Annotated in this window: 26 protein-coding genes, 1 pseudogene and 1 riboswitch; of the genes and pseudogenes, 22 read left to right on the plus strand and 5 right to left on the minus strand. The window is 71.2% G+C overall.

What is annotated here, in order from left to right; translation table 11 throughout:
- Positions 1-25 precede the first annotated feature (25 nt).
- A riboswitch (cobalamin riboswitch) is annotated at positions 26-229 on the plus strand.
- Between the two features lie 78 nt (positions 230-307).
- The 7 genes and pseudogenes from ASV56_RS07310 (at position 308) to cobJ (ending at position 8,112) form a co-directional block, all read left to right on the plus strand.
- Positions 308-682 carry a DUF1636 family protein gene (locus ASV56_RS07310; RefSeq protein ID WP_062561394.1) on the plus strand — a complete coding sequence of 125 codons (375 nt, stop codon included), beginning with the start codon at positions 308-310 and terminating at the stop codon, positions 680-682.
- Positions 679-1,713, plus strand: coding sequence for a cobalamin biosynthesis protein CobW (gene cobW / locus ASV56_RS07315; protein ID WP_062561395.1), 1,035 nt, complete (start codon positions 679-681; stop codon positions 1,711-1,713). Before ASV56_RS07310 ends, cobW begins: the two co-directional genes overlap by 4 nt.
- Positions 1,714-4,854, plus strand: coding sequence for a cobaltochelatase subunit CobN (cobN, locus tag ASV56_RS07320; RefSeq protein WP_062561396.1), 3,141 nt, complete (start codon positions 1,714-1,716; stop codon positions 4,852-4,854).
- Positions 4,855-4,895: 41 nt separating this feature from the next.
- A pseudogene (locus ASV56_RS24375) lies at positions 4,896-5,078 on the plus strand (precorrin-3B synthase); the annotation flags it as partial.
- A 918-nt stretch (positions 5,079-5,996) separates the two neighbouring features.
- Complete coding sequence (locus tag ASV56_RS07330; protein WP_062562267.1) at positions 5,997-6,623, plus strand: precorrin-8X methylmutase; 627 nt, start codon at positions 5,997-5,999, stop codon at positions 6,621-6,623.
- Between the two features lie 2 nt (positions 6,624-6,625).
- On the plus strand, positions 6,626-7,387 hold the full coding sequence (locus ASV56_RS07335; RefSeq protein WP_062561397.1) for a precorrin-2 C(20)-methyltransferase: 762 nt from the start codon (positions 6,626-6,628) through the stop codon (positions 7,385-7,387).
- Positions 7,384-8,112, plus strand: a complete 729-nt coding sequence (gene cobJ, locus ASV56_RS07340; RefSeq protein ID WP_062561398.1) for a precorrin-3B C(17)-methyltransferase — start codon at positions 7,384-7,386, stop codon at positions 8,110-8,112. Before ASV56_RS07335 ends, cobJ begins: the two co-directional genes overlap by 4 nt.
- On the opposite strand, the gene ASV56_RS07345 is transcribed toward cobJ, so the two are convergent.
- Positions 8,088-8,825 carry a cobalt-precorrin-6A reductase gene (locus tag ASV56_RS07345; protein ID WP_062561399.1) on the minus strand — a complete coding sequence of 246 codons (738 nt, stop codon included), beginning with the start codon at positions 8,823-8,825 and terminating at the stop codon, positions 8,088-8,090. The two genes, cobJ and ASV56_RS07345, sit on opposite strands and share 25 nt — an antisense overlap.
- On the opposite strand from ASV56_RS07345, the gene cbiE reads away from it, so the two are divergent.
- The 8 genes from cbiE to ASV56_RS23490 all read left to right on the plus strand — a co-directional run bounded on the left by cbiE (position 8,824) and on the right by ASV56_RS23490 (position 14,744).
- Positions 8,824-9,987 carry a precorrin-6y C5,15-methyltransferase (decarboxylating) subunit CbiE gene (cbiE, locus tag ASV56_RS07350; protein ID WP_062561400.1) on the plus strand — a complete coding sequence of 388 codons (1,164 nt, stop codon included), beginning with the start codon at positions 8,824-8,826 and terminating at the stop codon, positions 9,985-9,987. The genes ASV56_RS07345 and cbiE overlap by 2 nt on opposite strands.
- The gene (locus ASV56_RS07355) at positions 9,984-10,334 is read left to right on the plus strand and encodes a cobalamin biosynthesis protein (RefSeq protein WP_062561401.1); all 351 of its coding nucleotides are present in this window, start codon (positions 9,984-9,986) and stop codon (positions 10,332-10,334) included. The genes cbiE and ASV56_RS07355 overlap by 4 nt, the downstream gene beginning before the upstream one ends.
- Entirely contained in the window at positions 10,331-11,104 is a 774-nt protein-coding gene (cobM, locus tag ASV56_RS07360; protein ID WP_062561402.1) for a precorrin-4 C(11)-methyltransferase, read from the plus strand. Before ASV56_RS07355 ends, cobM begins: the two co-directional genes overlap by 4 nt.
- Positions 11,101-12,390 (plus strand): cobyrinate a,c-diamide synthase, encoded by a 1,290-nt coding sequence (locus tag ASV56_RS07365; RefSeq protein WP_062561403.1) that lies wholly within the window; start codon positions 11,101-11,103, stop codon positions 12,388-12,390. Before cobM ends, ASV56_RS07365 begins: the two co-directional genes overlap by 4 nt.
- Positions 12,387-13,139 carry a precorrin-6A synthase (deacetylating) gene (gene cobF, locus ASV56_RS07370; protein WP_062561404.1) on the plus strand — a complete coding sequence of 251 codons (753 nt, stop codon included), beginning with the start codon at positions 12,387-12,389 and terminating at the stop codon, positions 13,137-13,139. The genes ASV56_RS07365 and cobF overlap by 4 nt, the downstream gene beginning before the upstream one ends.
- Before the next feature lie 349 nt (positions 13,140-13,488).
- Positions 13,489-13,944 carry a c-type cytochrome gene (locus ASV56_RS07375; RefSeq protein WP_062561405.1) on the plus strand — a complete coding sequence of 152 codons (456 nt, stop codon included), beginning with the start codon at positions 13,489-13,491 and terminating at the stop codon, positions 13,942-13,944.
- On the plus strand, positions 13,944-14,531 hold the full coding sequence (locus tag ASV56_RS07380; protein WP_062561406.1) for a cytochrome b/b6 domain-containing protein: 588 nt from the start codon (positions 13,944-13,946) through the stop codon (positions 14,529-14,531). The genes ASV56_RS07375 and ASV56_RS07380 overlap by 1 nt, the downstream gene beginning before the upstream one ends.
- A gap of 63 nt (positions 14,532-14,594) precedes the next feature.
- Positions 14,595-14,744, plus strand: a complete 150-nt coding sequence (locus ASV56_RS23490; RefSeq protein WP_156429097.1) for a hypothetical protein — start codon at positions 14,595-14,597, stop codon at positions 14,742-14,744.
- Positions 14,745-14,768: 24 nt separating this feature from the next.
- Here ASV56_RS23490 and parC read toward each other — a convergent pair whose 3' ends face one another.
- Positions 14,769-16,997: a DNA topoisomerase IV subunit A gene (gene parC, locus ASV56_RS07385; protein ID WP_156429098.1), complete on the minus strand. Its 2,229-nt coding sequence runs from the start codon at positions 16,995-16,997 to the stop codon at positions 14,769-14,771.
- Positions 16,998-17,098: 101 nt separating this feature from the next.
- Between parC and ASV56_RS07390 the strand changes: the two genes are divergently transcribed.
- From ASV56_RS07390 to ASV56_RS07415, 6 genes are all read left to right on the plus strand, one after another.
- Positions 17,099-17,914, plus strand: a complete 816-nt coding sequence (locus tag ASV56_RS07390; RefSeq protein ID WP_062562268.1) for an SDR family NAD(P)-dependent oxidoreductase — start codon at positions 17,099-17,101, stop codon at positions 17,912-17,914.
- Positions 17,915-17,939: 25 nt separating this feature from the next.
- The gene (locus tag ASV56_RS07395) at positions 17,940-18,140 is read left to right on the plus strand and encodes a twin transmembrane helix small protein (protein ID WP_062561408.1); all 201 of its coding nucleotides are present in this window, start codon (positions 17,940-17,942) and stop codon (positions 18,138-18,140) included.
- A 13-nt stretch (positions 18,141-18,153) separates the two neighbouring features.
- Positions 18,154-18,726, plus strand: a complete 573-nt coding sequence (locus tag ASV56_RS07400) for a cob(I)yrinic acid a,c-diamide adenosyltransferase (RefSeq protein WP_062561409.1) — start codon at positions 18,154-18,156, stop codon at positions 18,724-18,726.
- Positions 18,727-18,846: 120 nt separating this feature from the next.
- On the plus strand, positions 18,847-19,605 hold the full coding sequence (locus tag ASV56_RS07405; RefSeq protein WP_062561410.1) for an electron transfer flavoprotein subunit beta/FixA family protein: 759 nt from the start codon (positions 18,847-18,849) through the stop codon (positions 19,603-19,605).
- Complete coding sequence (locus ASV56_RS07410; RefSeq protein ID WP_062561411.1) at positions 19,605-20,531, plus strand: electron transfer flavoprotein subunit alpha/FixB family protein; 927 nt, start codon at positions 19,605-19,607, stop codon at positions 20,529-20,531. Before ASV56_RS07405 ends, ASV56_RS07410 begins: the two co-directional genes overlap by 1 nt.
- 199 nt (positions 20,532-20,730) lie before the next feature.
- A complete protein-coding gene (locus ASV56_RS07415; protein WP_062561412.1) occupies positions 20,731-21,606 on the plus strand; it encodes a 3-hydroxybutyryl-CoA dehydrogenase in 876 nt (291 codons plus the stop codon).
- Positions 21,607-21,688: 82 nt separating this feature from the next.
- On the opposite strand, the gene plsY is transcribed toward ASV56_RS07415, so the two are convergent.
- From plsY to ASV56_RS07430, 3 genes are read right to left on the minus strand one after another with little or no spacing between them, the layout of a single operon-like run.
- Positions 21,689-22,273: a glycerol-3-phosphate 1-O-acyltransferase PlsY gene (gene plsY, locus ASV56_RS07420; RefSeq protein WP_062561413.1), complete on the minus strand. Its 585-nt coding sequence runs from the start codon at positions 22,271-22,273 to the stop codon at positions 21,689-21,691.
- Positions 22,270-23,541, minus strand: a complete 1,272-nt coding sequence (gene pyrC, locus ASV56_RS07425; RefSeq protein ID WP_062561414.1) for a dihydroorotase — start codon at positions 23,539-23,541, stop codon at positions 22,270-22,272. The genes plsY and pyrC overlap by 4 nt, the downstream gene beginning before the upstream one ends.
- Positions 23,538-24,497, minus strand: a complete 960-nt coding sequence (locus ASV56_RS07430; RefSeq protein WP_062561415.1) for an aspartate carbamoyltransferase catalytic subunit — start codon at positions 24,495-24,497, stop codon at positions 23,538-23,540. The genes pyrC and ASV56_RS07430 overlap by 4 nt, the downstream gene beginning before the upstream one ends.
- A gap of 102 nt (positions 24,498-24,599) precedes the next feature.
- Here ASV56_RS07430 and cobA point away from each other — a divergent pair, with 102 nt between their 5' ends.
- Positions 24,600-25,331, plus strand: coding sequence for a uroporphyrinogen-III C-methyltransferase (gene cobA, locus ASV56_RS07435; protein WP_062561416.1), 732 nt, complete (start codon positions 24,600-24,602; stop codon positions 25,329-25,331).
- Positions 25,332-25,382 lie beyond the last annotated feature (51 nt).

The raw sequence follows: 25,382 nt of genomic DNA on the forward strand, positions 1-25,382 counted from the left end.
TGCTTGACAAGCGGGGGCCGGCAGCGCAGAGCATGAGGCGCGCCGGTTCCTGTCCTATGACAGGTGAAAAGGGAATGCGACGGGTGAAAGCCCGAAAGCAGCCGCCCCCGCGACCGTGACCGGAAAGGTCGCCCGATGCCACTGGCCCGCAAGGCCGGGAAGGCGGGCGCCCGTGGGCCATCAGCCCGAATCCGCAAGCCGGGAGACCTGCCGCGCAACGAAGGATTGACCGGCGGACGGGGTGTTCCTGCTGGGGTTCGGGCGCCTGCGCCCTGCCTCATGCCGCCATGACCAGGGGACTTGAGGCATGACCGTGACGCTGCATGTTTGCATCACCTGCCGCGCCGGCGAGCCGGTCGTCGACGGCCAGCCCGTGCCGGGACAACGCCTGATGGCGGCGCTGCTGCGCCACCCCGATCCGGCGGGCGTGGTGATCCGCCCGGTCGAATGCCTGTCCGCCTGTTCGAACGGCGCCGCCATCGCGCTCTCCGGCCCCGACCGCTGGACCTATGTCTACGGCCGCATGGAGGCCCAGGACGCCGCCGAGATCCTGGCGGGCGCCAGCGCCTATGCCGCCGCGCCCGACGGCATCGTGCCCTGGCGCGAGCGCAGCCCGATTTTCCGCAAGCGCAGCATCGCGCGCATTCCTCCCCCCTTGGCCCCCCGACTGGATGAATCATGACCGACCTGACCAAGACCCCCGTCACCGTCATCACCGGCTTCCTGGGCGCCGGCAAGACCACGCTGATCCGCCACCTGATGGCGAACCCGCAGGGAAAGCGGCTGGCGGTGCTGGTCAATGAATTCGGCACCATGGGCGTCGATGGCGAGATCCTGAAATCCTGCGCCGATGCGAATTGCCCCGAGGAGAACATCCTCGAGCTTTCGAACGGCTGCATCTGCTGCACGGTGGCCGACGACTTCATCCCGACGCTGGAAAAGCTGATGGCGATGCCCGCGCGGCCCGACCACATCCTGATCGAGACCTCGGGCCTGGCGCTGCCGAAGCCGCTGCTGAAAGCTTTCGACTGGCCGGCGATCCGTTCGCGCATCACCGTGGACGGGGTGATCGCGCTGGCCGACGCCGAAGCCGTGGCCGCCGGCCGCTTCGCCCCCGACGAAGCCGCGGTCGCGGCCCAGCGGGCCACGGATCCCGGCCTGGACCACGAGACGCCCTTGTCCGAGGTGTTCGAGGACCAGATCGCCTGCGCCGATATCGTGCTGCTCAGCAAGGCCGACCTGGCGGGCGAGGACGGGCTGGCCGCCGCCCGCGCGGTGATCGAGGCCGAAACCCCGCGCCGCCTGCCGATCCTGCCCTTGACCGACGGTGTCATCGACCCGCGGCTGATCCTGGGCCTGGCGGCGGCGGCCGAGGACGACCTCGCCGCCCGCCCCAGCCATCACGACGGCGCCGATGACCACGAACACGACGATTTCGATTCGGTGGTGATCGACCTGCCGGAAATCGCAGACCCCGCCGATCTGGCCGCCCGCATCCAGCGGCTGGCGCGCGAGCAGAAGGCGCTGCGGGTCAAGGGCCATGTCGCCGTCGCCGGCAAGCCGATGCGCCTGCTGGTGCAGGCGGTGGGCGAGCGCGTGCGCCATCAGTTCGACCGGCCCTGGGGCGATCGGCCGCGCCTGTCGCGCCTTGTCGTCATCGCCGAGCATGACGACATCGACGAAGCCGCGATCTGGGCGGTTCTGGTGGGTTAGATGCACGTCGTTTTCCGCGAAAGCCGGGGGCTCGAGGAAACCGAGACCCCCACCGATCCCGGCCAGACCCCGGCCGATCTGGTGGTGCTGTCCTATTCCGACAGCGACCTCGGCGCCTTCGCGGCCGGCTGGCATCGCGCCAAGGGCGGCCTGCCCGCGCTGCGGCTGCTGAACATCTCGGCCCTGCGCCACCCGGTTTCGGTCGATCAATATGCCGATGCGGTGCTGTCCCATGCCCGCGCCGTGCTGGTGCGGCTGATCGGCGGCGAGGCCTATTGGCCCTATGGCATCGCCACGCTGCAAGACCTGGCCCGCCGGCAGGGCATCGCGCTGGCGCTGCTGCCCGCCGACGGCCGCCCCGATCCGGTGCTGGAGCGGTTCTCGACCCTGCCGGGCGAGACGCTGCGCAACCTGTCGGCGCTTTGCGACCAGGGCGGCGCGGTGGCGGCGCAGATGGCGCTGGCGGAACTGGCGCGGGTCGCGGGGCTGGACGCCGCGCCGGTCGCCGGCCAGCCGCAGGTGCCTGACTTCGGCTTCTACGACCCCGACCGGGGCGTGACCGACCGGCCCGAGCCGGGGGTGCTGGTCAGCTTCTATCGCAGCTACCTGACCAGCGCCGACCTCGGCCCGGTCGATGCGATGATCCGGGCGCTGCGCGCGGCGGGCCTGCCGGCCAGCGGGGTCTTCGCGCCCTCGCTGAAGACGCCGGGCTTCGCGGACTGGCTCGCGCCGCATCTGCCGGGCACGCGGGCGGTGGTGAATCTGACCGCCTTTTCCGCGCGCGACGATGCCGGCGCCACGCCCTTCGACGCGGCGGATTGCCCGGTGTTCCAGGTCGCGCTCTCGACCGCCACGCGGGACTTGTGGGCCGCCGAGGATCGCGGGTTTTCCGCCGCCGATCTTGCCATGCATGTCGTGCTGCCCGAGGTCGACGGCCGCATCTTCCTGGGCGCGATCAGCTTCAAGGCGGCCCAGGCCCGCGATCCCGACCTGCAATTCGCCCGCCTGGTCCACGCCCCCGACCCGGCGCTGGTCGCGCAGGCGGTGGCGCGGATCCGGGCACGGCTGGCGCTGCCCGCGGCGCGGCGGGCGGTGGTGCTCTCGACCTATCCCGGCAAGGCGCATCAGCTGGCCCATGCCGTCGGGCTGGACGCGCTGGCATCGGCGGGCGCCATGCTGGGCCTGGACCACGCCGGGCTGGCGCAGAGGCTGCTGACCGAGCGCATCGACTGGCCCGCTGCCGACTACCGCGCCGCGCTGGCGACCCTGCCGCAGGGCCTGCGCGACGATCTGCATGCGGCCTGGGGCCCACCGCCCGAGAGGTTGGGTTTCGCCGCCATCCGCCACGGCGCCGACCTGATCGCGCTGCAGCCCGAACGCGGCGCGGTGCAGAGCCGCGCCGACGACTATCACGATCTCAGCCGCACCCCGCGCCACGAATACGTGGCCTTCTACCTGTGGCTGCGGACCCAGGCCGAGGCCCTGGTCCATATGGGCGCGCATGGCACGCTGGAATGGCTGCCGGGCAAGTCGGTCGCGCTGTCGCCGGCCTGCTGGCCGCAGGCGCTGCTGGGCGACCTGCCGGTCGTCTATCCCTTCATCGTCAACGATCCGGGCGAGGCGGCGCAGGCCAAGCGCCGGCTTTCCGCGGTGACGCTGGGCCACCTGCCGCCGCCGCTGGTCGCGGCCGAGATGCCGGAGAACCTCGCGCATCTGGAACGGCTGCTGGACGAATATTCGACCGCCGACGGGCTGGACCCGCGCCGCCGCGACCGGCTGATCGGCGCCATCCGCGACGAGGCACGCGCGGCGGGCGTCGAGGCCGACCTGGGCCTGCCGCCCGCGGCCGCCGCCGCCGAGGCGATCCCGCTGATCGACCGCTTCCTCTGCGATCTCAAGGACAGCCGCTTCGGCGACGGCCTGCACGTCTATGGCACCGCGCCGGGCGAGACGCAGGGGCTGGCCCGCGCGCTGGCCGGACGGCCGGTCGCGCCGGGTCCCTCGGGCTCGCCCGCACGGGGCCGGCCGGACGTGCTGCCGACCGGGCGCAACCTGTTTTCCGTGGACCCGCGCGCCGTGCCCAGCCGAAACGCCCATGCCCAGGGGTTGAAGCTGGCCGAGGAGCTGCTGCGCCGCCACCTGCAAGACCACGGCGACTGGCCGCGCGGGCTGGTCGTCGATCTGTGGGGCAGCGCCACCATGCGCACGGCGGGCGAGGAATTCGCCATGGCGCTGCATCTGGCGGGGCTCGCGCCGCGCTGGGATGCGGGCTCGGGCCGGGTCGCCGGCGTCGAGGTGGTCCCGCTGGCGGAACTGGGCCGGCCGCGCATCGACCTGACGCTGCGGGTCTCGGGCCTGTTCCGCGACATCTTCCCCGGCCTCGCGCAGCTGTTCGAGACCGGCGCCGCCGCGCTGGCCACCCGCGACGAGGCGCCCGCGGACAATCCCTATCTGGCGCGCGCCCCCCGGGTCTTTGGCCCGAAGCCCGGGCTTTATGGGATGGGCATCGGCGATCTGGCCGAGACCTTCACGGCCGAGGCGCGGGCGGCGGCGGGCGAGGCCTGGCTGGCCGCATCCTCGCATGCCATCGGCGCCGACGGGCACATCTCGCACCGGCCGCAGGCGCTCCGCGACCGGCTGGCCGGGGCCGACGCCTTCGTCCACGCCCAGGACCTGCCGGAATCCGACCTGCTGCTGGCCGCCGATTATGCCGCGCATGAGGCCGGTTTCGCCGCCGCCATGGCGCGGATCGGGGCCGCGGTCCCGGCGCTTTATCATCTGGACGCGACGCGGCCCGACGCGCCCCGCGCCCGCACGCTGACCGAAGAGATCGCCCGCGTCACCCGCGCCCGCGCCGCCAACCCCGCCTGGGCCAACGGCATGATGCGGCACGGCTTTCGCGGCGCGGCTGAGATCGCGGCGACGCTGGACCATATGGCGGCCTTCGCCAATCTGGCGGGGGTGGTGCCGGGACATCTGTTCGACCTCTATCATGCCGCGACGCTGGGCCGGCCCGAGGTGGTGGCGTTCATGGCGCGGGAAAACCCGGCCGCGCTGGACGCAATGCGGGCGCTGTTCGCGCGGCTCTTGGAGGCGGGCCTCTGGGTCAGCCGGCGCAACTCGGTCCTGGGGGTGGCATGAGCTTTCAGGTCAAGGGCTGGTGTCCCGGCGCGCTGCGGCCGATGCAATCGGGCGACGGGCTGGTCCTGCGCATCCGTGCGCGCAATGGGCGGCTGGCGGCGGAGCAAGTGCAGGCCATCGCCGACCTGTCCTGGAGCCACGGCAACGGGCTGATCGACCTGACCAGCCGCGCCAACCTGCAATTGCGCGGGCTGGACGCAGTCGGGCATGCCAAGGCCGTCGCGGCGCTGGCGGCGCTGGACCTGCTGGACGCCACGCCCGAGGCCGAGGCGCGGCGCAATGTCATGCTGTCGCCGCTGGCCCGGGTGGGCGGCGCGGCCTGGGCCGAGGCCGCGCGGCTGGCCGCCCTGCTGACCGCGCCCGACGCCCCGGCGCTGCCGGGCAAGTTCGGCTTTGCCGTGGACGAGGCCGCGCCGGTGCTGGCCGAGGCGCCGACCGATATCCGGCTGATCCCCGGCCCCGGCGGCTGGCGCTGCTGGCCCGAGGGCGCCGACTGGTCGCTGCCGGGCGGGGCCGAGACCGCGCTGGCGCTGGCACGCTGGTTCGTGGCGCAGGGCGGCGTGAAGGACGGGCGCGGCCGCATGGCGGCGCTGGCGGCCCGCGTGGCGCCGCCGCCGGGCGCCGCCCCGGGGCCGCGACCCCGGCCTGCCGCACCGCCGCAGTCCGGAGCGTGCCGCGGCGGCTGGCTGATCGGCTTTGCCTTCGGGCAGGTCACGGCGGCGCAGCTGGCCCGGATCGCCGCGCCGGTGCGGCTGACGCCCTGGCGGATGCTGCTGGTGGAATCGGAGGCGCCGGTCCGGCTCGCCGGGGCCATCGAGGCCCCGGACGATCCGCTGCTGCGCAGCCACGCCTGCACCGGCGCGCCCGGCTGCCCGCAGGCGCTGGCCGATGTGCGCGCCCTGGCCCGCCGGTTGGCGCCCAAGCTGCGCGGCACGCTGCACGCCAGCGCCTGCGCCAAGGGCTGCGCGCGGCAAGGCCCGGCCTCGGTCACGCTGGTCGCGGTCGGACCGGACCGCTTCGACCTGATCCGCGACGGCACGCCGTCCGATCCGCCGGCGGCGCGGCAGCTGAGCGCGGCAGAGATCCTGCGCTTGCCCGATTTCGCGCCGCGTGCCATCCCCACGAAAACCCAAGGCCCGACCATGCACCATTACGAAACCGACGGCGCCGCGATCTATCGCCAGTCCTTCGCCACCATCCGCGTCGAGGCCGATCTGGCGCGCTTTTCCCCCGAGGAAGAGCCGGTCGTGGTGCGCATGATCCATGCCGCCGGGCTGGTGGGGCTGGAACGCGACGTGCAATTCTCGGCCGGCATGGCCGAGGCGGCGCGGGCGGCGCTGGCGGGCGGCGCGCCGATCCTCTGCGACGCGCGCATGGTCAGCGAGGGCATCACCCGCCCGCGCCTGCCCGCCGCGAATCGCGTGATCTGCACCCTGCACGACCCGCGCGTGCCCGAACTGGCCGCGCGCATGGGCAATACCCGCAGCGCGGCGGCGCTGGAACTGTGGCGCGACGACCTTGCCGGCGCCGTGGTCGCCATCGGCAATGCGCCGACCGCGCTGTTCCACCTGCTGAACATGCTGAAGGACCCCGCCTGCCCGCGCCCGGCCGCGATCATCGGCTGTCCGGTGGGCTTCGTCGGCGCCGCCGAATCCAAGGAAGCGCTGATGGCCGACCTGCCGGCGCCGGCGCTTGTCGTGCGGGGTCGCCTGGGCGGCTCGGCCATCACCGTCGCCGCCGTCAACGCGCTGGCCAGCCGGAAGGAATGACCATGGGCCCGAAACCCGGAAAGATCATCTGCGCCGGCCTTGGTCCGGGCGATCCCGACCTGATCTCGGTCCGTGCCGACCGGGCGATCCGGCAGGCGCGCCAGATCGCCTATTTCCGCAAGAAGGGCCGGCCGGGCCAGGCCCGCCGCATCGTGGCCGAGATGCTGGCCCCGGGCGTCATCGAGCACGCGATGGAATATCCGGTGACGGTCGAGATCCCCTTCGACAGCCCGGAATACAACCGCCTGCTGTCGGCCTTCTATGACGACTGGACCGCGCGGCTGGCGGCGCTGGTCGCGACCGGCGACGTGGTGGTGCTGTGCGAGGGCGACCCGCTGTTCTATGGCTCGTTCATGCATCTGCATGCGCGCTTGCAGGGCCTGGCCGAGGTCGAGGTGATCCCCGGCATTCCCGGCATGACCGGGTGCTGGAACGCCATCGGCCAGCCGATGACCTGGGGCGACGACGCGATGACGGTGCTGATGGGCACGCTGCCCGAGGCGGAACTGGCCCGCCACATGCAGCAAGCGCAGGCGCTGGTGGTGATGAAGACCGGCCGCAACCTGCCCAAGATCGCCCGCGCGCTGGCGGCCTCGGGCCGCATGGCCGACGCCTGGCTGGTCGAGCGCGGCACCATGCCGAACCAGCGCGTGACCCCTCTGGCGCAGGCCGACCTGGACGCCTGCCCCTATTTCGCGACCGTGCTGGTGCATGGCAACGGCCGCCGTCCACTGGTCGATTCTGCGGCGGATGCCGCCGAATGAGCGGCTGGGTCGCGGTCGCCGGCCTGGGCCCCGGCGCCGGGGATCTGGTCACCCCCGAGGTCGCGGCCGCGCTGGCCGAGGCGACCGACGTGGTCGGCTATATCCCCTATGTCGCCCGCATCGCGCCGCGGCCGGGGCTGGTGCTGCACCCCTCGGACAACCGCGTCGAGCTGGACCGCGCCCGCCATGCGCTGGACCTGGCCGCAGCGGGGCGGCGGGTGGCGGTGGTTTCCTCGGGCGATCCGGGCGTCTTCGCCATGGCCTCGGCGCTGTTCGAGGCGCTGGAGGGGCGCGGGGATGCGCCCGAGATCCGCATCCTGCCCGGCATCACCGCCATGCTGGCGGCCGCCGCCCGGCTGGGCGCGCCGCTGGGGCATGATTTCTGCGCCATCAACCTGTCGGACAACCTGAAGCCCTGGGCCCTGATCGAGAAGCGCCTGCGGCTGGCGGCGCAGGCGGATTTCGCCATGGCCTTCTACAACCCGCGCTCGCGCGCCCGCCCCGAGGGCTTTGCCCGCGTGCTGGAGATCCTGCGCGAGGAATGCGGGCCCGGGCGCCTGATCAGCTTCGCCCGCGCCGTCTCGACCCCGGACGAGGCGATCCGCACCACCACGCTGGCCGAGGCCCGCCCCGAGATGGCCGACATGCGCACCGTGGTCATCCTGGGCAACAGCGCCACGCGGCGGGTCGGCCCTTGGGTCTATACGCCCCGATCGGCGCCATGAAGCCAGGCCATCACCTCGGCCACCGTCGCCACGCTGCGGCGGCGGGGCAGCGCGGGCCGGTCGATCATCACCACCGGCAGGCCCAGCTGGCGCGCGGCGGCAAGCTTGGCCTCGGCCGCGCGGCCGCCGGCATTCTTGGCGACGACATGGGCGACGGCATGGCGCTGCATCAGCGCCACGTCCCCGGCCACCGTATAGGGCCCGCGCGAGGCGATCAGCGTCGCGTCGCGCAGGGGATGGGCCGCGACCTCGGCAAAGCGCAAGAGCCAGCGGTGGTTCAGCCCGACGAAGGGCGCCAGGTTCTGCCGGCCGATGGCCAGGAACACGGTCGAGCCGTCGCCGGGGAGCGCCCGCGCCGCCGCCGCGTAATCCGCCACGCGGGTCCAGCGGTCGCCGGGCTGCGGGGTCCAGGCCGGGCGCTCCAGCGCGATCAGCGCTACCCCGGCCCGTCCGCAGGCGGCGATGGCATTGCGGCTCATGCCCTCGGCAAAGGGATGCGTCGCGTCGATGACATGGCTGATGCCGTTCTCGCGCAGGAACAGCAGCAGCCCCTCGATCCCGCCGAAGCCGCCGATGCGGGTCGGCAGCGGCTGCGGGACGGGGTTCTCGGTGCGGCCGGCATAGGAGAACACCGCCTCCGTCCCGGCCTCGGACAGGGCGCGGGCCATGGCGCCGGCCTCGGTCGTGCCGCCCAGAAGAAGGATGCGCCTCATGGTTGAGCCCTGGCTGTCGATCATCGGTCTGGGCGAAGATGGACCGGCAGGTCTGACCGACGCAAGCCGCGAGGCGCTGGCCGGCGCGGAAATCGTCTTCGGCGCGCACCGGCACCTGGCGCTGGCGGGTGTCCCCGGGCAGGCCTGGCCGGTGCCGTTTTCGGTGGCGCCGCTGCTGGCGCAGCGCGGGCGGCGGGTGGCGGCGCTGGTCTCGGGCGATCCGTTCTGGCATGGCGCCGGGGCCATGCTGGCCGAGGCGCTGGCGCCCGGCGAATGGCGCGCCTATCCCGCCCCGGGCACGTTCTCGCTGGCCGCCGCCCGGCTGGGCTGGCGGCTGGAGGAGGTGGCTTGCCTGGGCCTGCACGCCGCGCCCTTCGCGCGGCTGCGCCCGCTGCTGGCGCGGGGGGCGCGGGCGATCTGCCTGCTGCGCGACGGCGACGCCCCGCGCGGCCTGGCCGAATGGGTGGCGGCGCAGGGGCTGGGTGCAACGCGCATGGTGGTGCTGGAAGCCCTGGGCGGCCCGCGCGAGCGCATCCGGCAGGTGCGGGCGGATGGCTTTGCGCTGGACTGCGCCGCCCCGGTCGCGGTGGCGCTGGACGGGGCGGACCTGCCGCCGGGCAGCGGCTTGCCGCGCGGCTTCGGCCTGCCCGACGATGCCTTTGCCCATGACGGCCAGATCACCCGGCAAGCGGTGCGGGCGGTGACGCTGGCGCATCTGGCGCCCCGGACCGGGGAACTCTTGTGGGACATCGGCGGCGGTTCGGGCTCGGTCAGCGTGGAATGGTGCCTGAACGGCGGGCGCGCGGTGACGGTCGAGCCGCGGCCCGGCCGGCTGGCGAACATCGCCGCCAATATCGAGGCCTTCGGGCTGGCCGGCCGCATGCGCAGCGTCGCCGGCGCGGCGCCCGCGGCGTTGGCCGGCCTGCCCGCGCCCGATGCGATCTTCGTCGGCGGCGGCGCCAGCGCCGAGGTCATCGCCGCCCTGCCCCCGGCCCGGCTGGTCGTCAACGCCGTCACGCTGGAGACCGAGGCGCTGGTCGCCCAGCTGCACGCCCGGCTCGGCGGCCGACTGACCCGCCTATCGGTCGAGGAGGCGGCGCCGCTCGGCCGGATGCGCGGCTGGACCCCAGCCCGCAGCGTCACCATCTGGAGCCGGCCATGAGGGTCGCGGGCCTGGGCTTTCGCAAGGCGGCCGGCACCGCCTCGCTGGCCGACGCGCTGGCCCGGGCGGGCGCCGCCGATGCGCTGGCCACCGCAACGGCCAAGGCCGAGGCGCCGGCGGTCCGCGCTCTGGCCGCGCAACTGTCCCTGCCGCTGCTGGCGGTCGATGTCGCGGGCCGCGCCACCCCCACGCAATCGCCGCGCGTCCGCGCCCTTTTTGCCACCGGCTCGCTGGCCGAGGCGGCGGCGCTGGCGGCGCTGGCCCCCGGCGCCCGCATCGTGACCCCCCGCGTCCTTTCGCAAGACGGCATGGCGACCTGCGCCATTGCCGAAGGAGACCCCGCATGACCGTCCATTTCATCGGCGCCGGCCCCGGTGCCGCCGACCTCATCACCCTGCGCGGCCGCGACCTGATCGCCGCCTGCCCGGTCTGCCTTTACGCCGGCAGCCTCGTGCCGCAGGCGCTGCTGAGCCATTGCCCGCCCGGCGCGCGGATCGTCAACACCGCCAGCATGGACCTGGACCAGATCATCGCCGAGATTGCGGCGGCGCATGCCGCAGGCCATGACGTGGCGCGGCTGCATTCGGGCGACCTGTCGGTCTGGTCGGCGATGGGCGAGCAGTTGCGGCGGCTGCGCGCGGCCGGCATCCCCTATGACGTGACGCCGGGCGTGCCCAGCTTTGCCGCTGCCGCCGCCGCGCTGGGGGCAGAGCTGACCCTGCCGGGCGTGGCGCAATCGGTGGTGCTGACCCGGACCTCGGGGCGCGCCTCCGCGATGCCAAAGGGGGAAATCCTGGCGAATTTCGCCGCCACCGGCGCCACCCTGGCGATCCACCTGTCGGTGCATGTGCTGGACCGCGTGCAGGCGGAACTGATCCCGCATTACGGCCCGGATTGCCCGGTCGCGGTGGTGTTCCGCGCCAGCTGGCCCGACCAGCGCATCATCCGCGCCACGCTTTCGACGCTGGACCCCGGCATCGGCGCGGGCGAGCGCACGGCGCTGATCCTGGTCGGCCCGGCCCTGGCGGCCGAGGGCTTCGACGAAAGCCGGCTTTATGCCGGTGATTACGACCGCCGCTTCCGCCCGGTCGGCACCGCGCCGCGGTTCCCGGAATGAGGGGGATCCTGGTCAGCGCGCCCGCTTCGGGCTCGGGGAAAACCACGGTCACGCTGGGGCTGATCGCGGCCCTGCGGGCGCGGGGCCTCGCGGTCCAGCCGTTCAAGAGCGGGCCGGATTACATCGACCCGGCCTTTCACCGCGCGGCGGCGGGGCGCGAGTCGGTCAACCTGGACAGCTGGGCCATGGGCCGGGCGCAGATCGCGCATCTGGTCGGCAGCGCCGGACCGGCCGACATCGCGGTGGCCGAGGGCTCGATGGGGCTTTTCGACGGGGTGGCCCGGCCGGGCGGCTGCGGCAATGGCGCCAGCGCCGACGTGGCCGCGCTGACCGGCTGGCCGGTGCTTCTGGTGATCGATGCCAAGGGCCAGGCGCAATCCGCCGCCGCCGTGGCGCTGGGGTTTCGCGAGATGCGGCCCGACGTGGCGCTGGCCGGGGTGGTGCTGAACCGCACAGCCTCGCCCCGGCACGAGGCGCTGATGCGGCTCGCCTTCGACCGGCTCGCGATCCCGGTGCTGGGCGTGCTGCCGCGCGAGGCTGGGATCGAGCTGCCCGAGCGCCACTTGGGCCTGGTGCAGGCGCGCGAACATGCGGCGCTGGACGCGCTGCTGGCCCAGGCGGGCGCGGCCGCCGCCCGGCACCTGGACCTGGACGCGATCATCGCGGCGGCGCGGGGCGGCCTTGCGCCCGAGCCGTTCCGCCCGCTGCCGCCGCCGGCCGAGCGTATCGCGCTGGCGCAGGACGATGCGTTTTCCTTTGTCTATCCGCATCTGGTCGCCGGCTGGCGCGCGGCCGGGGCGGTGATCCTGCCCTTCTCGCCCCTGGCCGATCAGGCGCCCGACGACAGCGCCGGGGCCTGCTGGCTGCCCGGCGGTTATCCCGAGCTGCACGCCGGCCGGCTGGCCTCGGCCGCGCGCTTCCGCGCCGGGCTGCGGCGCTTCGCCGAGACCCGGCCGGTGCATGGCGAATGCGGCGGCTATATGGCGATGGGCGCCGGGCTGGTCGATGCGCAGGGCACGCGGCACCAGATGGCCGGGCTCTTGGGGCTGGAGACCAGCTACGCGCAGCGCCGCATGCACCTGGGCTATCGCCGGGCCATGCCGATGGGCGGGCTCTACCCGCAGCCGCTGGCGGGGCACGAGTTCCACTATGCCACCATCCTGGCCCAGCCCGACGCGCCCTTGGCCCGCGTCACCGACGCCAATGGCGATGCGGTGCCCGAGACCGGATCGCAGCGCGGCCATGCCTCGGGCAGCTTCTTCCACCTGATCGGAGAGGCGCCATGATCGCGCTGACGCTGATCGGCATCGGCACCGGCAGCCCCGGCCACCTGACCCGCGACGGCATCGCGGCCATGGCGGCGGCCGACCTGATCCTGATCCCCTCGAAGGGCGAGGACAAGGCCGACCTGGCCCAGCTGCGCCACGCGCTGGTCCGGCGCGTTCTGGCCAGCCCGCCGCCCATGGCGCTGTTCGACATGCCTGCCCGCGACGCGCAGGACGGCTATCGCCAGGGCGTCGAGGTCTGGCACGACGCCATCGCCGAGCAGTGGGAAAAGGTCATCCGCAGCCATGGCGCCATCCGCCCGGCGCTGCTGGTCTGGGGCGATCCGTCGCTTTACGACAGCACGCTGCGCATTGCCTCGCGCGTGGCGCGGCGCCTGCCGCTGACCCTGCGCGTCATCCCCGGCATCACCGCGATCCAAGCGCTTTGCGCAGCGCATGCCATCCCGCTGAACGCGGTCGCCGAGCCGGTCACCATCACCACCGGCCGGCAGATCCGCGACCACGGCTGGCCCCCCGGCACCGATCACGCCGTGGTCATGCTGGACGGGGATTGCGCGTTCCAGAGCCTCGACCCCGAGGGGGTGGAGATCTGGTGGGGCGCCTTCCTGGGCATGCCCGAGGAGCTGCTGATCGCCGGCCCCCTGGCCGAGGCCGGCCCGCGCATCCTGGCCGCCCGCGCCAGGGCCCGCGCCGTGCATGGCTGGATCATGGACATCTATCTGCTGCAACGCCGCCGCCCGGCTGGATGAAAAGCCGCCGCCCATGTCCGCGTGGAGGGAGGAGACGCGGGCATGAACGGCGGTCTGCCATGAAGACCCCGTGCGGCCCGGGGTAGACGAGGGATGCGGCCCCGTCCCCTTCAGGTTGCGCCGCAATGCAGCATCAGGCAAGCAAAACCGTCCGCACATCCGGCTGCCGCGCGCCGCTGCCCGGATTTTGCGCAAAACCCGGCGCCCACGGCCCAAAAAGCCGGAGGAAGGGCGCGGCTCTTCACGGAATCGGCATTGCAGCCGCGTTGGCAGAACCGGCCGGTTGTGCGACGCTTGCCCCACGCGCGCCTTTGAAAATGCAGCCGAAAGCCACATGAGAGGAATTGATATGCGCCTGATCCTCGCCGCCGCGCTGGCCACGATGCCGCTGGCCGCCATCGCCCAGGACGACGACCCGATCCACCAGGCCATCGAGGCCCGCCACGGCTTCTATCAGATGCTGGCGATCAACATGGGCATGCTCGCCGGCATGGCCAAGGGCGACGTTGCCTATGACGAGGCCGCGGCCAGCCGCGCCGCCGCCAATATCGAGGCGCTGACCCATTACGACCTGCCCAGCCTGTTCATCGAGGGCAGCGCCCATGGCCAGGCCGAGGACAGCGCCGCCAAGCCCGACATCTGGAACAACCTGGACGAGTTCCGCGCCAAGTTCGCCGGGCTGCAAGAGGCCGCGACCGGCGCCTCGGAGGCGGTGAAGGGCGGCGCGGCCAATGTCGGGCCGGTGGTGCAGAAGCTGGGCGGCGCCTGCAAGGCCTGCCACGACAATTTCCGCGAAAAGAGCTGATGCCGGGGCCGGTGCGAGAGGTCCGGCTGTGGGACCCGCTGTTGCGCGGGTTCCACTGGCTCTTGGCGTTTTTCGTCACCGCCGGCTGGTGCCTCGGCCAGTTCGGCCCCGCCAAGATGACGCTGCATTTCTGGTGCGGCTATGTCGTGGCGGGGCTTTTGCTGTTCCGGCTGCTCTGGGGCTTTGTCGGCCCGGCGCCGGCGCGGTTCTCGCATTTCATCCGCGGACCTGGCGCCATCGCCGGCTATATGCGCGGCATGTTCCTGCGCGAGCCCAGCCACTGGCCCGGCCACAACCCGCTGGGCGCGCTGTCGGTGATCGCCATGCTGGCGGTGCTGGCGGCGCAGGTCAGCAGCGGCCTGATCTCGGACCCCGACGACTATATCAACGTCGGGCCGCTGGCCTCCTCTGTCAGCAGCGCCACGCGCGCCAAGGCGGTGGGCTGGCACGGGCTGGGCGCCAACCTGATCCTGCTGCTGGTGGTGCTGCATATCGGGGTGATCCTGTTCTATCGCTTCTGGAAGCGCGAGGATCTGGTCCGGCCGATGCTGACCGGGGTGAAGCAGGTGCGCGACCGCGAATCGTGATTTGTTCGAATCGCCCCTGCGTGTCAGCCTGATGCCGTGCAAGCGAGAAAAGGAGAGTGCGAGATGATCCGCAAGACCGCCGCCGTTGCCTTGGTGCTGGTGGTGACGGCGCTGCCGGCCCTGGCCGATTGCCCGGGCCACAAGGTGAAACAGGACCAGTCGGCCCAGACCCAGACCGAAAGGCCTGTGCTGCCGCAGACCACCAACAGCTAGGCGGGGAATTTCCCCCGCCTTGGCTCAGTTGAACTTGTTGTCGCGCGGGAAGCCGCGCGGCGCCATGTAGCCGGTGCCCGCCCGCTTGCCCAGCCATTCGGTCAGGTCGGGCTCGGTCCTCGTGCGGCCGCCGCTTTCCTGCCAGCGCAGCCCTTCGGCCAGGGTGATGCAGATCGCATCCGACAGGCCGCCGTCCTTGTATTTCTGCAAGCGCACACCCTTGCCGCGGCCCATCTCGGGCAGCTCGTCCAAGGGGAAGACCAGCAGCTTGCGGTTGTCGCCCACCACCGCGAGATGGTCGCCGGTCACGGGGCGGCACAGCGCGGCATCGCCATTCAGCACCTGCTTGCCGGCGCGGGTCTGCGCCAGAATGTCGGCCGCCGGCACGATGAAGCCGTCCCCGGCCTTCGAGGCGACCAGCCAGCGCCCCTCGCGCCAGGGGAACATGGCGATCACGCCGGCGTCGTTCGGCAGGTCGATCATCAGCCGCAGGGGCTCGCCCATGCCGCGGCCGCCGGGCAGGTTGTTGGCCGGCAGGGTATAGAAGCGGCCGTTGGCGCCGAAGACCATCAGCTTGTCGGTGGTCTCGGCATGGAAGGCCATGAAGGGGCCGTCGCCGTCCTTGAACTTGACCTCGGCATCCAGCGGCTGGTGGCCCTTCATGGCGCGGATCCAGCCCATCTTGGACAGGATCACCGTGACCGGCTCGCGCTCGATCATCGAATCCATGTCGATCTCGGCCACCTCGCCGGCCTCGCCGATCTCTGTGCGGCGCTGGCCACCGGGGGCGGACTTGCCGAATTTCGTCCGCGTCTCGCGCAATTCGCCGGCGATGCGGCCCCATTGCGCCGATTCGTCGGCGAGCATCGCCATCAGCTCGGCCCGCTCGGCGGTCAGGGTCTCGTGCTCGGTGCGCAGCTCCATTTCCTCGAGCCGGCGCAAGGCGCGCAGGCGCATGTTCAGGATCGCCTCGACCTGCACCTCGGACAGCCGGAACTCGGCCATCATCACCGCCTTGGGCTCGTCTTCGTGGCGGATGATCTCGATCACCCGGTCGAGGTTCAGGAAGGCGATCATGTAGCCCTCCAGCACCTCCAGCCGCGCCGCGATCTTGTCCAGCCGGTGGTTCGAGCGGCGCAAGAGCACCTCGCGCCGATGGTCGAGGAAGGCGCGCAGCACCTCTTTCAGCGAGCAGACCTTGGGCACGCGGCCGTCGATCAGCACGTTCATGTTCAGGCCGAAGCGCACTTCCAGGTCGCTGACCCGGAACAGCGCCGCCATCAGCTGCTCGGGGTCCACGGCGCGGGTGCGCGGCTCCAGCACGATGCGGATGTCCTCGGCCGATTCGTCGCGGACATCGGCCAGGATCGGCACCTTCTTCAGCTGGATCACCTCGGCCAGCCGCTCGATCAGCTTGGATTTCTGCACCTGATAGGGGATCTCGGTCACGACCACCTGCCAGTTGCCGCGGCCCAGGTCCTCGACCGACCAGCGCGCGCGCAGGCGCAGGCTGCCGCGGCCGGTGCGGTAGGCCTCGGCGATCACCTCGCGCGATTCGACCAGCACGCCGCCGGTCGGGAAATCCGGGCCGGGAATGATGGAAACCAGCGTCTCGTCGCGGGCATCCGGCGCCTTGATCAGATGCAGGCAGGCGTCGATGACCTCGTGCAGGTTATGCGGCGGCACGTTGGTCGCCATGCCGACGGCGATGCCCGAGGCGCCGTTGCAGAGCAGGTTCGGAAAGGCCGCGGGCAGCACGATGGGCTCTTCCAGCGTGCCGTCGTAATTCGGGCGGAAATCGACCGCATTCTCGGCCAAGCCCTCCATCAGCGCCTCGGCGGCGGCGGTCAGACGGGCCTCGGTATAGCGGCTGGCGGCAGGGTTGTCGCCGTCGATATTGCCGAAATTGCCCTGCCCGTCCACCAGCGGATAGCGCATGGCGAAGGGCTGGGCGAGGCGCGCCATGGCGTCATAGATCGCCGCGTCGCCGTGGGGGTGATAGTTGCCCATCACGTCGCCGCTGATCTTGGCCGACTTGCGGAACGCGCCGCTGGGCGACAGCCGCAGCTCGCGCATGGCGAACAGGATGCGGCGATGCACCGGCTTCAGCCCGTCGCGGGCATCGGGCAGCGCCCGGTTCATGATCGTCGACAGCGCATAGGTCAGGTAGCGCTCGCCGATGGCGCGCGACAGCGGCTCGGAGCTGGTCTGATCGGGCTGAACCGGATCGGAGGTGTTCGGATCGTCTGACATGGCCGACAAATAGGCCCGCCGCCGGCGCCGGTCCAGCCGGAAATGCGCGGCTTGCGCGAAGCCCCGCCATGCCCCAGAACAGCCGCAAAACCGGAGGCGCGATGAAGACCGTCCTGATCACCGGCTGCTCCTCGGGCATCGGCCTCGACGCGGCGCATCACCTGCGCGACCGCGGCTGGCGGGTGATCCCGACCTGCCGCCGCGAGACGGATCTGGAGGCCCGCCGTGCCGAGGGCTTCCAGCCCCTGCACCTGGAACTGGCCGATGAGGACAGCGTGGCCCGCTGCGCCGAGGCGGCAGCGGCGCAGGGCGTGACGGCGCTGGTCAACAATGCCGCCTTCGCCATTCCCGGCGCCGCCGAGGACCTGCCGCGCGGCGCCCTGCGCGCGATCTTCGAGGCGAATCTGTTCGGCACCCACGACCTGACCACGCGGCTGATCCCGCATTTCCGCACGCAGGGCGGGCGGGTGGTGAATATCTCCTCCGTGCTGGGGCTGGTCGGCATCCCCTGGCGCGGCGCCTATGTGGCGACGAAATTCGCGCTGGAAGGGCTGACCGACGTGCTGCGCGTCGAGATGGCCGACACGCCGGTCAAAGTCGTGCTGATCGAGCCCGGCCCCATCGGCACGAAGATCCGCCTGAACTCGATCCCGCATTTCGAGCGGTGGATCGACTGGCGCGCCAGCCCGCGCCGCGCCCAGTACGAAGCCAGCCTGCTGAAACGGCTCTATGAACCGGCGGCAAAGAAGGATCGCTTCGAGCTGCCGCCCCGCGCCGTCAGCGAAAGGATTGCGCTGGCGCTGGAATCGGCGAACCCGCGCCCGCGCTATTACGTCACCACGCCCACGCATGTCTCGGGCATCGGCCGGCGGCTGCTTTCGACGCGCGCACTGGACTGGTTCGCGCGGCGCAGCTAGTGTCACCGCCGAAAAGGGGCCCGCGATGCGAAACGATCCGCTGTTCTACCTGCTGGTGATCTGCTGCCTCGCGGTGGTGGTGATCCTCGCCACCGGCATCGGCGGCTTCGCCAAGGGCGGCGAGTTCAACCGCAAGCACGGCAACCGCATGATGCGCTGGCGCATCATCGCCCAGGCCGTCGCCATCGCGGTCTTCCTGCTGTACCTCTGGGCCCGCAGCAAGTGATGGGGAGCAAGTGATGGTCGTCCTGAACAAGATCTATACCCGCACCGGCGACAAGGGCGAGACCGCGCTCTCGAACGGCGAGCGCGTGCCCAAGGATTCGCTGCGGGTCGAGGCCTACGGCACCGTGGACGAGCTGAACGCCACGCTGGGCCTGGCGCGGCTGCACGCGACGGGCGCGCTGGCCGAACGCATCGCGGTGATCCAGAACGACCTGTTCGACCTTGGCGCCGACCTGTCGCGCCCGCGCATGGAAGAGGACGCCGAGGCGCCCTATCCCGTGCTGCGCATCATCGACGCCCAGGTCACGCGGCTGGAAGCGGAAATCGACGCGATGAACGCCGATCTGTCGCCGCTGCGCAGCTTCATCCTGCCCGGCGGCAGCGCGCTTTCGGCGCATCTGCACCTGTCGCGCACCGTGGCGCGCCGTGCGGAACGCGCCGCCGTGACGCTTTCGGCCGCCGAGGGCGCCAATCCGGCCGCCGTGAAATATCTCAATCGCCTGTCGGACTGGCTGTTCGTGGCGGGGCGCGTCGCCAATGAAAACGGCGCGCAGGATATCCTGTGGGTTCCAGGAGCCAGCCGTTAGCGGCAACGTCGGGGAATGAAAATGTAACGACACGTCCTGGTCGTTTTTCCCCTGTCAATGCTGTTCTCGGCCCGCTAACAAAACCCCCGAACAGGTGACGCAACCAAGGGGAAGAGGCTGATGAAGGTTCTCGTGCCAGTGAAGCGCGTGATCGACTACAACGTGAAAGCCCGAGTGAAGGCTGACGGCACGGGTGTCGATCTTGCGAATGTGAAGATGTCGATGAACCCGTTCGACGAGATCGCGGTCGAGGAGGCGATCCGGCTGAAGGAGAAGGGCCAGGCCGAGGAGGTCATCGCCGTTTCCATCGGCGTCAAGCAGGCCCAGGAGACGCTGCGCACCGCGCTGGCCATGGGCGCCGACCGGGCGATCCTGGTCGTCGCCGCCGATGACGTGCAGACCGACATCGAGCCCTTGGCGGTGGCGAAGATCCTCGCCGCCGTGGCCAAGGCCGAGGGCACCGAGCTCATCATCGCCGGCAAGCAGGCCATCGACAACGACATGAACGCCACCGGCCAGATGCTGGCGGCGATCCTGGGCTGGGGCCAGGCGGCCTTTGCCTCGAAGCTGGAACTCGACGGCGGCAAGGCCAAGGTCACGCGCGAGGTCGACGGCGGGCTGCAGACCATCGAGGTCGCGCTGCCGGCGGTGGTCACCGCCGACCTGCGGCTGAACGAGCCGCGCTATGCCTCGCTGCCGAACATCATGAAGGCGAAGAAGAAACCGCTCGATGAAAAGACCCCGGGCGATTACGGCGTCGACGTCGCGCCGCGGCTGGAAGTCGTCTCGGTGCGCGAGCCCGAGGGCCGCAAGGCCGGCATCCGGGTCGGCTCGGTCGACGAGCTGGTGTCGAAACTGAAAGAAGCGGGGGTGATCTGATGGCCGTTCTTCTGTTGGGTGAAGTCACCGATGGCGCGCTGAACCGCGACGCGACCGCGAAAGCTGTTAATGCCGTCAAGGGTTTGGGCGACGTGACGGTGCTGGTGGCGGGCGCGCAGGCGCAAGCCGCCGCGGCCGAGGCCGCGACGATCGCCGGCATCTCGAAGGTGCTGGTGGCGGAGAATGCGCTCTACGGCCACCGCCTGGCCGAGCCGACCGCGGCGCTGATCGTGGGCCTCGCCGGCGACTACAGCCACATCGCCGCGCCGGCGACGACCGATGCCAAGAACATCCTGCCCCGCGTCGCGGCGCTCTTGGACGTGATGGTGCTGTCGGATGTCTCGGCGGTGATCGACGCCGACACCTTCGAGCGCCCGATCTATGCCGGCAACGCCATCCAGGTGGTGCGCTCGAAGGACGCGAAAAAGGTCTTCACCCTGCGCACGGCCAGCTTCGACGCGGCCGGCGACGGCGGTTCGGCCGCGGTCTCCGACGCGGCGCCGGCGGCCGATCCCGGGCTGTCGAGCTGGATCTCGGACGAGGTGGCGCAATCGGACCGCCCCGAGCTGACCTCGGCCAGGCGCGTGGTCTCGGGCGGGCGCGGCGTCGGCTCGAAGGAAAGCTTCGCGGTGATCGAGGCGCTGGCCGACAAGCTCGGCGCCGCGGTGGGTGCCTCGCGCGCGGCGGTGGACTCGGGCTATGCGCCGAACGACTGGCAGGTCGGGCAGACCGGCAAGGTGGTAGCGCCGGAACTTTACGTCGCGGTCGGCATCTCGGGCGCGATCCAGCACCTGGCCGGGATGAAGGATTCGAAGGTGATCGTGGCGATCAACAAGGACGAGGAGGCGCCGATCTTCCAGATCGCCGACTACGGCCTGGTCGGAGACCTGTTCACAACCGTCCCGGAACTCACAGGGAAGCTCTGAACGCTTCACCGTTTCGACAAATACTCCGGGGGGAGCGCCTTGCGCGTCCCATCGAGGGACGCACAAGGCGCGGGGGGCAGAGCCCCCCAACCGCCCTGGAAAAGACGCAAACCGCCCGGGCCCCGGCCCGGGCGGTTTTCCATTGAACAGCCCTGACCTTCTGCCTATCGTCCCGGCTGACCGACGAAAGGGGCAGTTCATGGCGATTCAATCGGTGGGCATAATCGGCGCCGGACAGATGGGCAATGGCATCGCGCATGTCTTCGCCTTGGCCGGATATGACGTGCTGATGACCGACATCTCGCGCGAGGCGCTGGACAAGGCCGTGGCGCTGATCGACCACAACCTCGAGCGCCAGGTCAGCCGCGGCAAGATCTCGGCCGAGGACAAGGCCGCCGCCATGAAGCGCATCGCGACCACCATGACCCTGACCGACGTCGGCCAGACCGACCTGGTGATCGAGGCCGCGACCGAGCGCGAGACCGTCAAGCAGGCGATCTTCGAGGACCTGCTGCCGCATCTGAAGCCGAACACCATCCTGACCTCGAACACCTCCTCGATCTCGATCACCCGGCTGGCCAGCCGCACCGACCGACCGGAACGCTTCATGGGCTTCCATTTCATGAATCCGGTCCCGGTCATGCAGCTGGTCGAGCTGATCCGCGGCATCGCCACCGACGAGGCCACCTACAAGACCTTGGTCGAGGTGGTGGAAAAGATCGGCAAGACCTCGGCCAGCGCCGAGGATTTCCCGGCCTTCATCGTCAACCGCATCCTGATGCCGATGATCAACGAGGCGGTCTATACGCTTTACGAGGGCGTCGGCTCGGTCAAATCCATCGACCAGTCGATGAAGCTGGGCGCGAACCACCCGATGGGCCCGCTGGAACTGGCGGATTTCATCGGCCTCGATACCTGCCTGGCGATCATGAACGTGCTGCACGAGGGGCTGGCGGATACCAAGTATCGTCCCTGCCCCCTGCTGGTGAAATATGTCGAGGCCGGCTGGCTGGGCCGCAAGACCGGGCGCGGCTTCTACGACTATTCGGGCGAAGAGCCGGTTCCGACGCGGTAGGGGGGCTCTGCCCCCACGCCTCGGTCGCCCCTCGATGGGGCGTCCGAGGCGTTCCCCCGGGATATTTGCGCAAGAAAGAAGATCAGGCCTTCTTGCCGATCCTGGGCTCGGTGCCGGCGAGGATGCGGCGGATATTGGCGTGGTGGCGGACCAGGATCAGCACCGCCATGAAACCGGTGACCGCCGCCATGCGCGGCCCGTCCAGCCACCAGGCCAGCGCCGGTGTCAGCACCGCTGCGACCAGCGCCGAGAGCGACGAGATGCGCGACACCGCCGCCGTAAGCAGCCAGATCACGCAGGCCGCCAACCCCAGCCGCCAGTCGAGCGCCAGGATCGTGCCAAGGAAGGTGGCGACGCCCTTGCCGCCCCGGAACCCCAGCCAGACCGGGAACAGGTGACCCAGGAAGGCCGCCGCGCCCGCGACCAGCGCCGCATCCGGCCCGGCGAGCCAGCGCGCCAGCAGCACGGCGATGGCGCCCTTGCCGCTATCCAGAAGCAGCGTCGCCAGCGCCGCCGGCTTGTTGCCGGTGCGCAGCACGTTCGTCGCGCCGATATTGCCCGAGCCGATCCGGCGCAGGTCGCCCAGGCCCAACGCCCGGGTGATGACGATGCCGAAAGGGATCGACCCCAGCAGATAGCCGACGACGGCCCAGAGGATCAGGCTCATGCCGCGCCTCCGAACACCCGCCGGCCGCCGACCCAAGTGCCCAGCACCCGACCCTGCATCCGCGCGCCGTCGAAGGGGGTGTTCTTCGACTTCGACAAGAGCGTGAAGCGGTCCAGCACGAAGGGCGCCTCGGGGTCGAACAGCACCAGGTCGGCCGGCGCACCCGGCGCCAGCCGGCCGGCATCGAGGCCGAGCCGCCGCGCCGGGTTCAGCGCCATGGCCCGCCACAGCTGCGGCAGGCTCAGCCCGCCGGCGTGGTAGAGCCGCATCGCCGCCGGCAGTAGCGTCTGCAGCCCGACCGCGCCGGGTGCGGCCTCGGCAAAGGGCAGGCGCTTGCTTTCCTCGTCCTGCGGGGTGTGGAAGCTCGCGATGACGTCGATCAGCCCCTCGGCCACCGCCTCGACCATGGCCATGCGGTCGTCCTCGGACCGCAACGGTGGGGTGAAGCGGAAGAAGGTGCGATAGCCGCCGACGTCGTATTCGTTCAGCGTCAGGTGGTGGATCGAGGTGCCGGCACTGACGTCCAGCCCCGCCTCGCGCGCACGCCGCAACGCCGGCAGGCTGGCCGCGACGGTGATCTGGTCGGCGTGATAGCGCGCGCCCGTCATCGCGACCAGCGACAGGTCGCGGTCGAGCCCCATCACCTCGGCCATGGCCGAGACCGCCGGCAGTCCGTAGAGCGAGGCGAACTTTCCGGAGGTCGCCGCCGCGCCCTTCGACAGGCCCGGCTCCTGCGGATGGCCGACGATCAGCGCGCCAAGGCCGCGGGCATAGGTCATGCAGCGCGACATCAGCCTTGTATCGGCCACGACCCGCACGCCATCGGTAAAGGCCACGGCGCCGGCGTCCTGCAGGAAGCCCATCTCGACCATCTCGCGGCCCTGGCGGCCCTTGGTCAGGGCGGCCATGTGGCGGATGTTGACCGGCGCGTCGGCGGCGCGGCGGGTGGCGAATTCCAGCGATTCCGGCGCATCGACCGGCGGCAGCGTATCCGGCCGGGCGATGACCGTGGTCACGCCGCCGGCCGCCGCCGCCAGGCCCGCCGAGCGGAAGCTTTCCTTGTGCCGCTCGCCCGGTTCGCCGATCTTCACGCCCCAGTCGACCAGCCCCGGCGCCAGGTGCCTGCCGCCGCAATCGACCAGCTCGGCGCCGGCGGGCGCCTCGGCCCCCACCGCCTCGATGCGCCCGTCGCGCAGGGTCAAGGTGGCCTCCTCGACGGCCAGCGCCTCGGGGTCGACCAGGCGGGCGTTCTGGAAATGCAGGATCATGCCATCATCTCCGAGGCCTTGGCGCCGCGCTCGGCGCGCAGGTTCCGCGCCAGCAGGTCCATCGCGGCCATGCGCACGGCGACGCCCATCTCGACCTGGTCCTGGATCACGGAACGGTTGATGTCGTCTGCGATGGTGCCGTCGATCTCGACGCCGCGGTTCATCGGGCCCGGATGCATGACGATGGCATCGGGTGCGGCCAGCGCCAGCTTCTCGGCATCCAGCCCCCAGCGGTGGTAATATTCCCGCTCGGACGGGATGAAGCCGCCGTCCATGCGTTCCTTCTGCAAGCGCAGCATCATCACCACATCGGCGCCCTTCAGCCCCTCGCGCATGTCCTCATAGACCTCGCAGCCCCAATCCGCCGCGCCCGAGGGCATCAGCGTCGCCGGCCCGACCAGCCGCAGCCGGTTCTCCATCTTGCCGAGCAGGAACAGGTTCGAGCGCGCGACCCGGCTATGCGCGATGTCGCCGCAGATCGCCACGGTCAGCCGGTGCAGCCGGCCCTTGGCGCGGCGGATGGTCAGCCCGTCCAGCAGCGCCTGGGTCGGATGCTCGTGCCGCCCGTCGCCCGCATTGATGACGGCGCAATTCACCTTCTGCGCCAGCAGATCGACCGCGCCCGAATCCGGGTGGCGCACCACCAGCAGGTCCGGGTGCATGGCGTTCAGCGTCAGGGCGGTGTCGATCAGCGTCTCGCCCTTTTTCACCGAGGAATTCTGCATCGCCATGTTCATCACGTCGGCGCCCAGCCGCTTGCCGGCCAGTTCGAAGCTCGACTGCGTGCGGGTCGAGTTCTCGAAGAACATGTTGATCTGGGTCATGCCTTCCAGCGCGTCGGAATGCTTCACCGTGCGGCGGTTCAGCGCGACGTAATTCTCGGCCAGGTCGAGCAGCGTGGTGATTTCGGCCGGGGCGAGAGGCTCGATCCCCAGAAGATGGCGGGCGCGGAACATGGCATGGATCCCCCGGATGCGGTCGCGCCCTCTATGGCAAATGCGCGGTCACCCGGCAAGCAGCCCCTTGCCAATACGCGGATTTTGCCGCATCGCGGAGCCATGAACAGCCAGGGCCACGTCAGCTTCGTATCCTCAGGACCGGGAGACCCCGAGCTTCTGACCCTGCGCGCCATCCGCCTGCTGCAAGCCTGCGACGTGGTGCTGTACGACGACCTCGCCTCGGGGCCGGTGCTGGACCAGGCCGGGCCTCAGGCCGAACGCATCGCGGTCGGCAAGCGCGCCGGGCGTCCCTCGGCCAAGCAGGAAAGCGTGAACGCGCTGCTCGTGGAACATGCCCGCGCCGGCAAGCATGTCGTGCGGCTGAAATCCGGCGATTCCGGCCTCTTCGGCCGGCTCGAGGAAGAGCTGACCGCGCTGCGCGCCGCCGGCATCCCGCATGAGATCGTGCCGGGCGTGCCCTCGGCCATGGCCGCCGCCGCCGTCGCCGGCCTGCCGCTGACCCGGCGCCTGACCGCGCGGCGGCTGCAATTCGTCACCGGCGCCGACGTGACCGGCGGGCTGCCGGCGGACCAGAACTGGGCGGCGCTCGCCGACGACCGCGCCACTACGGTCGTGTTCATGGGCCAGCGCACCTTCCCGCAGATGGCCGAAAGCCTGATCGCGAACGGCCTGCCGCCCGAGACCCCGGCGCTGCTGGCCGAGGCCGTCGGCCACCCGCACCAGCGCCTGGTCCGCAGCACCGTCGCCGAACTGGCCCGGCTGCTTGCCGCCGAGGGGCCCAGCCCGCATCCGGCGCTGATCCTCTATGGGCCGCTGGCCGAAAGCCCCTGACCGGCTTTCTCTGTTTTCCAAATACCCATGTTGCGCCGGCCGCCGCCGGGA

This window comes from Paracoccus aminovorans, assembly GCF_001546115.1.
In the GTDB taxonomy this organism is placed as follows: domain Bacteria; phylum Pseudomonadota; class Alphaproteobacteria; order Rhodobacterales; family Rhodobacteraceae; genus Paracoccus; species Paracoccus aminovorans_B.